The sequence below is a fragment of the Chryseobacterium aahli genome, from assembly GCF_022699665.1.
In the GTDB taxonomy this organism is placed as follows: Bacteria; Bacteroidota; Bacteroidia; order Flavobacteriales; family Weeksellaceae; genus Chryseobacterium; species Chryseobacterium aahli.
This window is the reverse complement of the sequence record NZ_JALDNB010000002.1, coordinates 684,703-700,417: the sequence shown is the minus strand read 5'-3', so window position 1 is coordinate 700,417 and position 15,715 is coordinate 684,703. Positions and strand designations below refer to the sequence as shown.

Sequence of the window (15,715 nt, the reverse complement as noted above, 5' to 3'; positions counted from 1 at the left end):
TTGATTAAATTTGACTGTTATGAAAAAAATATTCCCCACACTATTTCTATTCTTCGGAACTTTTCTCTTCGCCCAAAATGTAAGTTTTGAAACTTTATTAAATGATAAAATCAGCATCAGAGCTCTAGAAATCTGGGACGGCAAAGTCTGGTACAGCGGAACCGATTCAAAATTCGGATATGTAGATTTGAAAAATCCTCAAAAGCAAAAGCAGATAAAATTATCTGAGAAGAAATTGCAGTTCAGAACTTTGGCGCAGGATAAAAAATCGTTTTATGCAATAAATATTGAAAGCCCGGCTTACTTTTTTAAAATTGATAAGAAAGATCTCACGCATAAAATTGTATTCACTGATACTGTGAAAACTGCTTTTTATGATGCTCTATATTTTAATAAAAATAAATTTTATGCTTTTTCAGATCCTTCAACAGATTTAAAGCTAAAACTATTGCAATTCAATTTAAATAAAGAAAAATTCGAGATTAAAAACTATTCACATTTAAAATTGAATGTTGGTGAGGCAGCGTTTGCAGCAAGTAATAGCAATATTTCCGTAGGACAAAATTATCTTTGGATTGGAACTGGAGGAAATTCTTCAAGAATTTTGAGATTAAATCTTAAAAATGACAAATTGGAAGCTTTCAATACTCCTTTTGTTCAAGGAATTTCATCACAGGGAATTTATTCAATTGATTTTTTAGATGACAAATTCGGGATCGCAGTCGGCGGTGATTATACTAAACAAGACGCCAATATCAACAACATTGCAACCACAAATAATGGTGGCGAAAGCTGGCAGATTCAGGCATCAGGGCAAAATGCAGGATACATGACCTGCGTAAAGATAAAACCGGAGTCAAAAGGAAAAGACATTATTGCAGTCGGCGATCAGCACATCAGCTATTCTTCGGATTTCGGAAAAACATGGAAGAAAATTTCTGATGAAAAAGGACTTTTCGTTTGTCAATGGATTGATAAAAATACTGTAGTTTTTGCGGGTAAAGACCGAATCGTAAAAATGAAATTCAATTGATTTGTTTAAAATTAATAACAATTCAAATAAAAGCTCTGTTATCTTAGCTTAGCAGAGCGCCTTTGTGAACGAAAAATATGCAGAACAATATTAAAAGAAAATCTTTGCGTTCTTTGCGTTAAAATTAAATTGTATTATGCAAAATGATTATTCACTATTATTTTCAACAAAAAATAATTAAATTGTGCTTTTAAAAACATCAAATAATTCATGCTGAATATCATTAATCAAATCTTTGAAATAGAAAAAAAATCAAAAGATCAGGATATTTCAATCTTTGAAAGGAATTTCGAGAGAATACACCATGAGCTCGAAGAATTGGGCTATTCTGTCAACAATCCTATCGGCAAGCTATACGATTCACGAGATACTTCTTTAGAAGCAAATTTAGTCGGGAATTCTTCAAAACCAATCATTACCAAAGTGTTGAAACCTGCCATTTTTCAGAATGACGGTTCAGGAAATATATTGTTGCAGAAGGGAATTGTAATTGCAGAATAATATGGGAAATATAAATTTTGGGATAGACCTAGGAACCACCAATTCGGGGATTTCAAAGTTTGCAGACGGAAAAGTTCAGATTTATAAAAATCCGGTAGGTTTCAGTGATACATTGCCTTCAATTGTTGCCTACAAAAAAGGTAGAATTCTCATTGGTGATAAGGCCAGAGAACTTTTGAAATCAGCGCATCTGGATGTTTTTTCTTCTTTTAAAAGAAAGATGGGTACAGAATATTTGTATGATGTTGCCGATACCGAGGAACAAAAAACCCCGGTAGAACTTTCAGCGATGATTTTAAAAGAACTGCAGAGTTTCATTCAGGACGAAAAACCTCAATCTATTGTCATTACAATTCCAGCGTCTTTTGATACCGTACAGTCGAATGCGACGAAGAAAGCAGGTCTTTTAGCAGGTTTTCAGCAGGTTGTTCTTTTGCAGGAACCTATTGCAGCGTGTCTGGCATATGCTAATTTTCAGACTCAAGATCAGTCTGAAGAAAAAAACTGGTTGGTGTACGATTTCGGCGGCGGAACTTTCGATGTTGCTTTGGTGAAAATCAATGAACGTGAACTGAAAATTACAGACCACGAAGGAAACAATTTTTTGGGTGGCGTTGACATTGATCACACGGTGATTGAGTATTTGTTTGTTCCAAAAATTGAATCGGTTTTAAATGAAGAATCACTTTTCAAAAAACTGATGTCTAAAGAGAATAGTTTTTACGCAAAACTATACTACGAACTGCTTTACAAAGCCGAAGAAATCAAAAAAGAATTATCGGTAAAAGATACCATCAACACCGAACTTGAATTGAATGACGGGGATCATTATATCGATTTTGAAATTTCAAGAAACGATTTCAACAGAGTCATTGCTCCAAAAGTTGATGAAACCATTACCCTCATCAAGAAACTTTTAGAAGAAAATCAAAAATCGGCGAGTGATATTGAACGAATTATTTTGGTGGGCGGAACGACATACATTCCGTACATCAGAGAGCATCTGAAAGAGGTTTTCGGAATTACAGTTGATTATTCAATCGATCCGTCGACAGCAGTGATGGTGGGCGCAGCCTATTTTGCAGGAACTAAAGAAGAAGATATTCAAATAATTAAAACTGAAACTCATTTAAGTTCAGACCAGAAAGAAATTCAAAATTCTAATAAGATCGATTTGAAATTGATCTACGAAGTCAATACGCAGGATGATGAAGAGCTTCTGGTGGGAAGCGTTAAAGAAGACTTTGATGGATATTACAGAATTACCCGAAAAGACGGAGGTTTTGATACGGGTTTGATGAGCTTTAAAAATAAGTTTTCCGAGTTTGTAAAGATTCTTCCGAAGCAGATCAACCAGTTTAGTCTGACGGTATCAGATCAAAATCAAAATGTGGTTTTTGAGCAGAATGATATTTCGATTAATCACGGAATTTATAATATTTCCGGACAGCCGTTGCCGAATGACATTTGTCTGGAAGTGGATGATAATTTTGGAAGCACTTATCTGGAAAGGATTTTTAAGAAAAATGATATTCTTCCTCTCAAAAAGACGATTTATAAAACGACCTCAAAAAACTTCAATAAAGAAGCCGATGATAAACTGATTATCAATATTCTGGAAGGTAAAAATGCCACGCTTCCTGCGAGCAATATGAGCATTGGGTATATCGAAATCAATTCAAAAGATTTACCGATTAATCTATTGAAAGGAATGGATATCGAGCTGAAATTCAGCATGAGCGAGTCCCGCGATCTATCGGTTTCGGTGTATATTAGTTCGGTAGATTTTGAGAAAAATGAAGTGTTCAATCCTCATACAAAACATATTAATAAAGATAAATTTCAGGAAGACATCGACAAAGTAATTGATGAAATAGAAACTGAGCTAAGTTATGTTCAAAATGTAGATGAAGCAGATCCTGAAGATATTGCTGTTTTGGTGAAATTTAAAAACATTAAAGACGAGCTTTTCAGAATTAAATTTGACCTGATTGAAGTGCAGGAAGATGAACAGACCGAAAGGATTTTTCAGCTTGATGAGAGAAAAAGACGCGCTTTGCAGGAATACGATAAGATTGTCCGTTTTCGTGATGTCATTTACGAAATAGAGGAGTATAAAACATCAAAAACCGATTTGGAAAGTCAGCTTGAAGAAGCGACTCAAAGGCAGAAAGAACAGTTTCAAAAAATAATTAAAGACGAAAAGATATTTCTGGAATCTAACGAGAAGTCACTCATCAAAAGAAAAACGAAAGAATTAGATAAGTTGCATTCGGAAATTTACTATCAAAAAGATGAATCGTATGCATCGTTGTATTATTACTATAAATACCGTGATATAGACGAGTATAAAGATCAGAAGAAAGCCATTAAGCTTTTTGATTCCGGTGACAAAGCCATGGAAAACAATAATTTTAAAGAAGTAAAATATGTCATCCAAGGACTATACGATTTGCTGAAAGTAAAACCAAAAAATCCGTTTGAAGACACCGACGGAAATCTGGGATTGAAATAATTGAAAAAGCCATCTGATTGTTCGGATGGCTTTTGCTTTTTAGTAAAAATTTTTAGATTAAATTTACTTTCATCTTTTCATAATCCTCCGAATAATCCAAATTGCAAAAACGATTCCCACAGCACCTATACCACTAGAAGCAAAGATTAAAGCGATTAATCCTAAACCAATTACAACAGAAATTGCGATAATTATTAAATAGATCTGAAGTATAAAAAATTTCACAACCAATTTTTTAATCTTTCTGCGGGTTGAAAGATTTCCATTTGAAGGTGGATTTTCTTGATAATGACCATTTAATCTTTTATTTAAAAGTAAAAAGAAAGCAATTTCGAAGACAGGGAAAGTCCAAAAATATTCATCTAATTTTATGTATAGAAAAAAAGAAATTAATATCAGGAGAGATAGATAAATTACGAGCAAGGTGATTTCTTCGTATTTTCCGTATTCTTTTTCGATGTATTTTCGAGTAGATTTCTTTTCTACAGTGATGATTTCTGAAGTAGGATTTATCCATTTGGCTCCAATCCTTGAATTTTTTATTAATAATCCTCTCAGTTCTTCGGTATAAGCATCAAAGCTTGCCAGCGCCACAAAGATTTTACCTAAAAATACTTTATTGTGCTGGGTCGTGTGCTGATGTTCCGCCAAATCATTATTGATATCCAGTATTTCCTCATTAAAATAAGCCGAATCAATATCCGATTGCAGAGCGTAAAAATCAGGATCTACCGAATGTCTGTATTGATTTAGAAGCAAATGATACTGATCAGTGTACGGAATTGTTCCTCTTACCAGATTGTTTTTTGTTGTAATGCTGTCAATCAGCAAATCCTTATTTTCATAACTGATAATCGGGAAATAGTTTTTATAGAAAATTCTGAGATTATTCCAGTTGTTATTTTTAATGTTCAGTTGAATATAGTTTTGAATGTTTTCCTCATAATCATTTCCAAAATCTTCACACAGAGAAAGGGGTTGTGAGAAAATATTGTTTTGTGAAGAATTTATTTTGAAGTCCTTATTTTTTAGAATCTTTTGAAGGTTTCGATCCAGAAGAATCGATTCGTATTTGTTACCATTATCTTTATAAAATTCGATGAAATTCTTAATATCATTGAGCTGCAGATCAGGATTTGTTTTCTGGTGAATCTTTAAAATCTTTTCGGCTTTTATCAAATCAGAAGGGTTGCCGGCATCAAAATGGGGCAATGTTTCTTTAATGATATCCAATAATTGAAGCTGCGACATAATTATTTTCTGTTTCTGTACATATAGATTTTCACTCCGATGATGATTACCGGTAAAATGATTTGTGTAGGGAATTTACGATCTGCTACAGAGTCGAAAACGTAAAGCGAACCCATACCCACCACAACCATCAGAGGAAAAGAAATTACCATCGTAATCAGAATAGTAGCCGATATTTTCCCTAAAGCATCCACTTTGTCATGTAAGTTGATTTGGCTGAAATAATATTTAAAATTTCTAAAAGCCAGATAGATGGCTACTGCGTTCGTCAGCAGGTAAAACATCAATGCTTTGATACCAAAACTAAAAACATAGATGAAACTGAAAAGATATCCTAAAATAATAACTGTTGACAGAAATATAATTAATGCAGGGCTTTTATTCTTTAGAAAGAAACCCGCAATATGATAAGCAATCATATTGAGAAACCCGCTTTTCTCATCTTTCCATTCCTGAGCAACTCTTTGGTTGTTGCGGATGATATTTTTCGTCACCTCATTTTCAGAATTAAAACCATAAATGGCCGTCAGAATTTCACCGAGAATGACTTTATTGTTAATGTTCGTTCGTTGCATTTCGGCAACTACATTGTTAATGGAAAGTACATCGTCATCAAATTCAAATTCGTCAATGAGACCTTGCAGATAATAGAATTTACGTTCTGTAGCAAATGGATAATTTTTTTTGAAAGTGACCAGATCTTTGTTTTTCAGTATACCTTCAATGATTAAATGATTCCGATCGTGCAGTAAATTCTTATAAAAATCTAAAGATTCTACACTGAAAAAGGAAGCATAATATTGCTGAAAATAAATCAGACTCTGCCATTGGTTTTTCCGTACAGCCTCAGAAAGAAATGCTTTCAGGTTTGAAGTAAATAACTCGCTAAAATCTTCCAGCTCATCTTTGGAAATTTTTCTTAAATCAGGCTTAAAGGAAAGATTTTGGGGATAAATGTCTGTGTAAATACATTTGATGACGGGCAATTTCAGAATTTCATCAAAATTCTGTTTCTGATTTTTAATGAAATCTAAAAATGCTTCAATTTCATTAATGCTGAAAGTTTGGTTTAATTTGCTCTCGGCTTTTAACAGTTTTTCAGCTTTAATCAAATCCTGAGGGTTTTTAGGATTAAAATTCTGAATGTTCTGTTCTACAAATTCTTTCAATCTGAAATTTTGCATGGATATCAAATGGTTTGTGCAAAATAAAAGAATTTATTGATAATTCTTACGCTCTGTTGTATTAATTTAAAAATTTAGAAAGCTTATTGCTCTCAAGGTCATTTCTTAAAACTTGTTTGATTTAATTAAAATAAAAAGTCAATCCTATCAATTGCCTTAGAGAAGCTCCGTAGGAGCGATATGTTTGTAGAAAATAATCCTAGACATTACAATGAGCTCCGTAGGAGCGGCACGTTCAGCACCTTGTTTTCGAAATAACCAATCTCACCCATAGAACTTTTCTTTTTTACAATCAATATTTTCAAATTACCTTTGAATAAAATTTCCCCAATGAAAAATCTGAAAATATTTCTCCTTCTGTTCTTGCCCGCATTATTTTACACTCAGAAAATCAGGATTTTCATTCTTGCAGGGCAGTCAAATATGAATGGATTTGGATATAATAAAGATTTACCGAATGATTTAAAAACATTTAAAGATGTTTATATATTTCAGGGAAATTCAGTTCCGGATGGCAATCTGAATGGCGGAATAGGGAAGTGGGACGTTTTAAAGCCAGGAAACGGAACAGGATTTAAAACGGATGGGAAAACCAATCAGCTTTCAGACAGATTCGGTCCGGAGCTATCTTTTGCCAAAAGGCTCAAAGAACTTTTTCCGAATGATAAAATCGCTTTAATTAAATATGCAAGAGAAGGCACGTCTATCGACAGCGTTGCTAGAGGCGGATTCGGATGTTGGGATTCCGATTTTCAGGGTAAAAACGGAATTAATCAATATGACAACTTTCTTAAAACTGTAAAGAATGCTTTGATAGAAAATGATATTGACGGAAACGGCAAGAAAGATGAAATCATCCCATCCGGAATTCTGTGGATGCAGGGTGAAGGTGACGCAAGCCACGATGAAGCCATTGCCAACCGATATTACGGACATTTGAAAGTTCTGATGAATCAGATGCGGGCTGCTATGCTTACGGATGATCTTCCGGTGATTATCGGGAAAATTTCAGACTCAGGGAAGAATGAAAAAGGGAAAGTGTGGCCAATGGGAGAATTAGTGCAATACGCTCAGGAGAAATTCGTAAACGATGATAAAAATGCAGCTATTGTTCGGTCAACAGCTAAATATAATTACGGAAATGATCCCTGGCACTATGACAGCGCAGGATATATTGATCTCGGGAAAAACTTTGCCGACGAAGTATTTAGACTGATTATAAAATAAGACCTAATATAATTCATAATCAAAAAGTCATCTGTAATGGTTATTTTTGCAGTACGAAAATCCTTCAAGGATTTAATTTTATTTTAAATTTTCTGAATGAACTCTTTAATCGATAAATATAATATTCCCGGACCTCGTTACACGTCTTATCCTACCGTTCCTTACTGGGACGAAAGCACTTTCTCACCCGAAAAATGGAAAGAAACGGTCATCAGGTCTTTTAATGAAACCAATGCTGAAGAAGGAATTTCTATTTATATTCATTTGCCTTTCTGCGAAGCTTTGTGTACGTTTTGTGCATGTCATAAACGGATTACGAAGCAACACAGTGTGGAAATTCCATATCTTGAAAGTGTTTTAAAAGAATGGCAACTGTATCTTCAATTGTTTAATGAAAAACCAAAACTGAAAGAACTTCACTTAGGTGGTGGAACTCCTACATTTTTCTCTCCCGAAAATCTAAGAACTTTATTGGAAGGGATTTTTTCAACTGTTGAAATTGCCGAGCATCAGGAGTTTTCTTTTGAAGGACATCCGAATAATACGACAAGAGAGCATTTGCAGACTTTGTATGATTTAGGTTTCAGAAGAGCAAGTTTTGGCGTTCAGGATTATGATTTGAAAGTGCAGAAAGCAATCAATAGAATTCAGCCTTTTGAAAAAGTAAAAGAGGTTACCGAAATAGCCCGCGAAATTGGATATACAGGGATCAGTCATGATTTGGTATTTGGTCTTCCGCATCAAAGCTGGGAAGCGATGGAACATACCATCCGCAAAACAATGGAATTGAAACCGGATCGTTTGGCATTTTATTCTTACGCACACGTTCCTTGGGTAAAAGGTGTGGGGCAGCGTGGTTTTGACGAAAACGATTTGCCAAGTGGAGAAGAAAAACGCCGTTTGTATGAAGACGGAAAAAGATTGTTAGAAAATTTAGGATATATTGAAGTGGGGATGGATCATTTTTCTTTAGAGCATGATGATCTGTACCAATCTTTAATTCAGAAAAAACTACACCGAAATTTCATGGGATATACTTCAAGCAAAACCCAATTAATGGTAGGTTTGGGTATGTCTGCCATTTCAGATTCCTGGTATGCTTTTGCACAGAATGTGAAAACAGTTGAGGAATACCAAAAAATAGTTGAAGAAGGAGTGATTCCTGTGGTAAAAGGACATATTTTAAGTGATGAAGATTTAACAATTCGTAGACATATTTTAAATTTAATGTGTCAGCTGGAAACTTCTTTTGATCTTCAAAACTCTTTTCCTGAGCTTGAAAATGCTTTCGAAATGCTGCAAGAAATGGAAAGAGATGAGTTGGTTGAAATTCATGATAATCAAATAAAAATCACAGAAAAGGGTAGAGCTTTCACGAGAAACGTTGCCATGGTATTTGATCTCAGAATGATGAGAAACAAACCTGAAACCCGAATATTCTCGATGACGATATAAAAAAACAAGCGATTCAATTTTGAATCGCTTGTTTTGTTTAAATAAATGTTGGTTAATTAGATTTCACCCAGTTTTTTAAATTTAATTTTAGTCAGAGAGAAAATTACTTATTTAATGATTAACTTCTGACTATATTCTTTCAAATCTCCTGATTTTATATTGATGTAATAAACTCCTGGTGCAATTCCCGTAACATCAAAACTGTTTTCACTGTCTAGTTTTACACTGTCGATTGCTTTACGACCTTCGGTACTTATCAATTCAATCTTAGCATTTGCCGTCTGTAATCCTTCTACAAAAACCCTTTCATCCGCTGGATTTGGATAAATTTTAACACCCTTGAATATATTTTCCTGAACACCTAATGTTGATGTTGTGATTTTGTAAACGATTCCGTTGTTGACTGCGGCCACATATAATTCTTTCTGATTGTCTTCTCCAAACGTTGAAAAATTGTTTCCGGTAAATGGCGTAGTCCAAGTAATGACATTGCTGCTGTCTAAAGTTCCGATCTGTGTAGAGCAGTAATCTGCGAAGAAATATTTTCCCTGAAGACTGGGTGAAGCTGTTCCGCGGTAAACATATCCCCCTGTGATTGAGCATTTTCCCCCAGTATGATCATACACGGCAATAGGAAAAGTCATTGTTGAAGAAACAGCGCAACCTGCTGTGTTGTAAGTGTTATTTCCTTCATAACATCTCCAGCCATAGTTTACACCTGCTGTTGTCACCGGAACTCTGTTGATTTCTTCAATCACACCTTGTCCTACATCTGCAATCATCGCATTTCCTGTGGTTTGGTCAAATGAAAACTTCCAGGCATTTCTCAATCCGTAAGACCAAATTTCATCAGAACCGTCTACACCCGCCCCTGCAAAGGGGTTGTCAGCCGGAATATTGTAAGGTCCTGTAGGATTATTAATATCAATTCTCAACATCTTACCCAAAAGTGAATTTTTATTCTGACCATTATTGTTCAGATCACCGCCACCGCCGCCATCACCTGTTACAATCCATAAATTACCATCTGGTGCAAAGTGCATACTTCCGCCATTATGATTATCAAAAGGTTTAGGGATATTCAAAATAATCTTTTCTGTAGTATCGTCAGCCACATTTGTGTTGCCAGAGCTAACCGTGTATCTTGCGACTATAATATTTCCTGCTGCATTGTTATAATAAACGAAGAAATATCCGTTGGTTGCATATTGTGGGTGAAAAGCTAGACCTAAGAGTCCTCGCTCACCGCCATAATTGACTTTCGTGCTAATGTTCAGAAAGTCAGCCGCATTCACGGTTCCGTTGGGTTGTACTATCTTTATAATTCCGTTTTGTTGAACAACAAATAATCGGGTGTCGTTGGCGTGGGTAATCTCAACAGGGCTTGTGAATCCCGTTGCAAATTGCGTCAATGCAAAGCTTTGTGCACTGAAAGGTAAGGCAGATAACAAGATTGCCGAAAGTAATAATTTTCTCATAATATTTTGATATTTAGTGTATTATGTTTAATGAAAATTTCATACCAAAAGAGAATTGAAAACTTTATTAAAAAATATTAGATAAATTGCTGAATCTTTAATTGAAAGCAGAATGCCGATATATCTGAAAATAAACCATTTCTGTTCTTAAAAATTCATAAAATATCAAGAAAATCATTATATTTGCCGACTTAATTTAACGTAGTTATAACAAAATGCAAGGAAAAGGACTTATTACAATTGTTGCTATTGTACTAGGGTTAATTTGCTTAAATGAGCTATTACCAACATGGTACGCCAGCAAGATTGAAAAGCAGGCAACTGCTATTGCAGGAGACAATCCGGAAAAGTATCAGAAAGAAATCGCAAGACTTTCTAAGGATACACTTAATCTAGGTTTCACAGAACTTTATTACACCAAAGCGAAAGACAAGGAAATGAAACTTGGTCTTGACCTTAAAGGAGGGATCAACGTTCTTTTGGAGATCAACCAAAGAGACTTGGTGAATGATTTAACCAATTATTCTACCAATCCTATTTTGATTGAAGCTTTAAACAGAACTGACGAAGCTCAGAAAAACTCTACAAGACCTTACATCGACAATTTTTTTGTTGAGTTTAATGCTGTAAACAAAGCAAAAGGAGCCAATCTAAAACTTGCAGATCCTGAAATCTTCGGAAACACCAACCTTTCTGAGATTAAATTTAATACTACTGACGAGCAGGTGCAGAGTATTGTAAAAAGAAGAATCGACCTTTCGGTGGGTACTGCTTTTGAAGTAATCAGAACCAGAATTGATAAAATGGGAGCTGTTCAGCCTAATGTTCAAAGAGTTCCGGGTACAGCAAGAATTTCTGTTGAAATGCCTGGTATGAAAGACATTGACAAGGTGAAAAAAATGCTTCAGACTTCTGCGAAACTTCAGTTTTGGGAAGTACAGCAGTTTGGTGAGGTAGCGCCTTATTTCCAGAATTTAACCAATGCGGTTTCTGCTAAAGGTGATTCCATCGGTGTCGCTAAAAATGTGAATCTGATGGCCTTAATGCAAGGTGGTAAATCTGGAAGCCAAAGTTCAGTAGGAAGCGTAAAGTTATCTGATACTGCTATTGTTAATAAGGTTTTAAACAGTAAAGTTGCTAAGTCATTAAGACCTGCAAATTTAAAATATACCCAATTCTTGTGGGGTTACAAGCCAGAATCTACGGATACTAATAGCTTGGTTCTTTACGCAATCAAAGGTAGCATCAATCAAAAAGCTCCGGTAGATGGTGCAGTAGAAACTGCTAGTATCGGATATGATGATTTGAGCAGAGTGGTTGTTGACATGCAAATGGATTCTAAAGGTGCTAAAGAATGGAAAACTCTGACAGAGAAAAATGTTGGAAGACCTGTAGCAGTAACTTTAGATAACAGAGTATATACCGCACCAAATGTTGTTGGTGCTATTCCAAACGGTAGAACTCAAATCTCAGGTAACTTCTCTCAGGAAGAAGCTAAAGAATTGGTTGACGTTTTAGGAGCTGGTAAATTACCTGCAGGTGCAAAAGTAGTTCAGGCTACACAAGTAGGACCTTCATTAGGTGAAGAATCAATCAATGCGGGGGTAATCTCTTTTGCTATTGCATTTTTAATTATCATTGTATACATCGTATTCTATTATGGTGGAGCAGGTGTTTATGCGGTAATTGCAATGATCATCAACTTGTTTTATATTTTCGGAATTATGGATTCCGGAGACTTTACATTAACGCTTCCCGGTATTGCTGGTATTGTACTGACAATGGCGATGGCGGTTGATACAAACGTAATTATTTACGAAAGGACCAAAGAAGAACTTTTTGCAGGAAAAAATATTCTTGAAGCTTACAGAGATGGATTTAAACATGCTCTAAATGCAATTATCGATGGTCACCTTACCACGTTATTAACAGCAGTAGTATTATTCTTCTTCGGAACGGGTCCTATTAAAGGATTTGCTTTAACGCTGATGATTGGTATTGTAATGACACTTTTCACTTCGGTAGCACTTTCTAGAGTAATGATTTTCTCAAGATTAGAAAAAGGTAAAGGTCTATCTGTTTGGACTCCTCCTACAAAAAATCTTTTCAGAAATACTTGGATCGACTTTATCGGAAAAAGAAAAATCGCTTATACTGTATCAGCTATATTAACAGTTATATGTTTGGTTTCAATCTTCACAAACGGTTTCAAATACGGAATTGATTTTACGGGAGGTAGAAATTATGTAGTTAGATTCGATAAGGATGTGAAAGCGGAAGATATTGAGCAAAAACTAGTAAAAGTATTCGCAACCTCAGATGGAAAAAATTCTTCTGTAGAAGCTAAAACCTTTGGTAATGACAGACAATTGAAGATCTCAACAGATTATTTAATTGATGATGAATCTTTGAAAGCTGACCAAACAGTTGAACAAAAATTATTTGAAGGTTTGAAATCAAATCTACCAACTAATACAACGATACAAGATTTTAAATCAGCAGATAATGCTAGTGTAGGTATTGTATCTTCTGAAAAAGTAGGTCCTACGGTTGCTGATGATATTAAAACGCATGGTATTCTAGCTGTAATAGCTGCATTGGGTGGTATTTTTATTTACATCCTTGTGAGATTTAGAAAATGGCAATTCTCCTTGGGAGCAGTAGCTGCTTTATTCCACGATGCGGTGATTATTTTAGGTGCTTATTCACTCCTACACAGAATCATGCCATTCAATATGGAAATCAATCAGGATTTTGTAGCTGCAATTCTTACAGTATTGGGTTACTCCATCAATGATACCGTAATTATCTTCGATAGAATTAGAGAGTATTTAAGAGAAAAGAAATCAATAACATTGGCAGGATTATTTGATGATTCTATTTCTAGTACTTTAGGTAGAACTTTCAATACTACGTTTACCGTTTTACTTGTAATTCTTGCAATCTTTATTTTCGGGGGAGATAATCTTAGAGGATTTATGTTTGCATTACTTATCGGAATAGGCTTTGGTGCATACTCATCAATATTTATCGCATCTGCGATTGCCTATGACTTCTTGAAATCTGGAAAAGAAGAAGAAGTACATGGTAAAACAACCACAAACAAAGAAGTTCTTGCTTCAAAATAAATTCAACTACATTAAATACGAAAAGAGCCTTTCATCTGAAGGGCTCTTTTTTTGCCTTAATCTCTAATACATTTTCCTCTTTTTATAGATTGGAAATAAATCTCTTATTTTAAAAAGAATTTAAAAAACTCTGATTTTCACTGAAATTTTATTTTAAATTTAAAAAATCTGTGCAAATCTGCGTGATCTGTGGAAATTAGTTTCTCACACCAATTTGGGGTTTTATAATTAACAATAGAATTAAATTTAAAAACTAAAGATTAAGAGCAATATTAAACTTTACACCCAAAATATCCCTTTTCCCAATATTTCCTTACTTTTGCACCATTATGGAAAAATCGAAAAAGAAAGCCGCCATGAGCTTTATTTTCATCACCTTACTGATTGATATTACAGGGTGGGGAATTATCATTCCGGTGGTTCCGGCATTGATCAAAGAATTGATTCATGCGGACATCAGCGAAGCTGCCAAATATGGTGGATGGCTTGGTTTTGCGTATGCATTTACCCAATTTATTTTTTCGCCTATTGTTGGAAACCTGAGTGACAAATTCGGACGAAGACCCATAATTTTGATTTCACTTTTCGGTTTTGCGGTAGATTATATTCTTTTAGCATTATCACCGACAATAATCTGGCTTTTTGCAGGTAGAATTATTGCGGGAATTACCGGAGCAAGTGTAACTACAGCAAGTGCCTATATTGCAGATATTTCAACCGACGAAGACAGAGCTAAAAACTTTGGTTTAATCGGAGCTGCGTTTGGTCTTGGATTTATCATCGGTCCCGTAATTGGTGGGATTTTGGGACATTATGGAGCAAGAGTTCCATTTTATGCTGCGGCAGTTTTGTGTTTATTAAATTTCTTGTATGGCTATTTCATTCTTCCTGAGAGTTTAGATAAAGATAAAAGACGAGAATACAGCTGGAAGCGTGCAAATCCGGTTGGTTCATTTAAATTTTTAGGCAAACATCCTGAAATTTCGGGTTTGATTGTTGCATTAATTTTAATCTACATCGCAGGTCATGCCGTTCAAAGCAATTGGAGTTTCTTTACCATGTATGAATTTGACTGGACGGAAAGAATGGTCGGGATTTCTCTTGGCGTTGTGGGGCTATTAGTAGGTTTGGTACAAGGAGTTTTAATTCGATGGACGACACCAAAATTAGGCGAGCAAAAAAGTATTTATTACGGTTTAGCCTTATATGCATTGGGAATGTTACTGTTTTCATTTGCCACAGAAGGCTGGATGATGTTTGTGTTTTTAATTCCCTATTGTTTAGGTGGAATTTGCGGACCAGCTTTGCAGTCTGTGATTACCAAAAGTGTTCCCAGCAATGAACAAGGGGAACTTCAGGGAGCTTTAACGAGTTTAATGAGTGCAACTTCTATTATCGGTCCGCCAATGATGACGCAGCTATTTTTCTATTTTACACATAAAGATGCACCGTTTAAATTTTCTGGGGCTCCGTTCTTTTTGGCGTTTATTTTGATGACTATTAGTGTAGCGGTCACTTATTATGCTTTTCAAAAAAAGAAATCTTAAAATTTGTTTAAAATTAGGCCACAAAACATCATTTATATATAATCTTTTGTAATTTAGCATCATGGAATTAAGCATTGGAGAAATGGCATTAATCGCCATTGCGATTGTAGTTTTATTCGGTCCAGATAAACTGCCTCAGATTGCCCGTGATCTAGGATCCGGAGTAAGAAAAATGCGTGGCGCAGTGGAAGATATCAAAACCGAAATCATGAAAGAAACAGATAATCCTGTCTCTGAGATTAAACGTGAAATCGAAAAGGTAAAAGATGCTGCCAAAGATTTTGATCCTACAAAAAATCTTCAGAAAGATTTGATGGTTGAACCTTCTGTATCTGAAACACCAAAGATCAAACCTTCGGATGATGATACCTATGAAGGGCCTGTAAGCAGATAATA

General features: G+C 35.1%; 11 protein-coding genes. 8 read left to right on the top strand and 3 right to left on the bottom strand.

Going from position 1 to position 15,715, the window contains the following annotated elements; genetic code table 11:
* Positions 1-19: 19 nt before the first annotated feature.
* The 3 genes from MQX03_RS05345 (at position 20) to MQX03_RS05335 (ending at position 4,049) form a co-directional block, all read left to right on the top strand.
* The gene (locus tag MQX03_RS05345; RefSeq protein WP_242801971.1) at positions 20-1,033 is read left to right on the top strand and encodes a beta propeller repeat protein; all 1,014 of its coding nucleotides are present in this window, start codon (positions 20-22) and stop codon (positions 1,031-1,033) included.
* Positions 1,034-1,243: 210 nt separating this feature from the next.
* Positions 1,244-1,534: a hypothetical protein gene (locus MQX03_RS05340; RefSeq protein WP_242801970.1), complete on the top strand. Its 291-nt coding sequence runs from the start codon at positions 1,244-1,246 to the stop codon at positions 1,532-1,534.
* 1 nt (position 1,535) lies between these two features.
* A complete protein-coding gene (locus MQX03_RS05335; protein ID WP_242801969.1) occupies positions 1,536-4,049 on the top strand; it encodes an Hsp70 family protein in 2,514 nt (837 codons plus the stop codon).
* A gap of 69 nt (positions 4,050-4,118) precedes the next feature.
* Here MQX03_RS05335 and MQX03_RS05330 read toward each other — a convergent pair whose 3' ends face one another.
* Both MQX03_RS05330 and MQX03_RS05325 read right to left on the bottom strand, forming a co-directional pair.
* Complete coding sequence (locus MQX03_RS05330; RefSeq protein WP_242801968.1) at positions 4,119-5,300, bottom strand: hypothetical protein; 1,182 nt, start codon at positions 5,298-5,300, stop codon at positions 4,119-4,121.
* Between the two features lie 2 nt (positions 5,301-5,302).
* Entirely contained in the window at positions 5,303-6,484 is a 1,182-nt protein-coding gene (locus MQX03_RS05325) for a hypothetical protein (RefSeq protein ID WP_242801967.1), read from the bottom strand.
* 330 nt (positions 6,485-6,814) lie between these two features.
* Between MQX03_RS05325 and MQX03_RS05320 the strand changes: the two genes are divergently transcribed.
* Positions 6,815-7,711, top strand: a complete 897-nt coding sequence (locus tag MQX03_RS05320; RefSeq protein WP_242801966.1) for a sialate O-acetylesterase — start codon at positions 6,815-6,817, stop codon at positions 7,709-7,711.
* Positions 7,712-7,807: 96 nt separating this feature from the next.
* Positions 7,808-9,166, top strand: coding sequence for an oxygen-independent coproporphyrinogen III oxidase (gene hemN / locus MQX03_RS05315; RefSeq protein ID WP_242801965.1), 1,359 nt, complete (start codon positions 7,808-7,810; stop codon positions 9,164-9,166).
* 107 nt (positions 9,167-9,273) lie between these two features.
* Here hemN and MQX03_RS05310 read toward each other — a convergent pair whose 3' ends face one another.
* Complete coding sequence (locus MQX03_RS05310; RefSeq protein WP_242801964.1) at positions 9,274-10,644, bottom strand: PQQ-dependent sugar dehydrogenase; 1,371 nt, start codon at positions 10,642-10,644, stop codon at positions 9,274-9,276.
* A gap of 215 nt (positions 10,645-10,859) precedes the next feature.
* On the opposite strand from MQX03_RS05310, the gene secD reads away from it, so the two are divergent.
* The 3 genes from secD to MQX03_RS05295 all read left to right on the top strand — a co-directional run bounded on the left by secD (position 10,860) and on the right by MQX03_RS05295 (position 15,713).
* Entirely contained in the window at positions 10,860-13,772 is a 2,913-nt protein-coding gene (secD, locus tag MQX03_RS05305) for a protein translocase subunit SecD (protein ID WP_242801963.1), read from the top strand.
* Between the two features lie 329 nt (positions 13,773-14,101).
* Complete coding sequence (locus tag MQX03_RS05300) at positions 14,102-15,319, top strand: TCR/Tet family MFS transporter (RefSeq protein ID WP_242801962.1); 1,218 nt, start codon at positions 14,102-14,104, stop codon at positions 15,317-15,319.
* A gap of 61 nt (positions 15,320-15,380) precedes the next feature.
* Complete coding sequence (locus tag MQX03_RS05295) at positions 15,381-15,713, top strand: Sec-independent protein translocase subunit TatA/TatB (protein WP_242801961.1); 333 nt, start codon at positions 15,381-15,383, stop codon at positions 15,711-15,713.
* Positions 15,714-15,715: the final 2 nt, after the last annotated feature.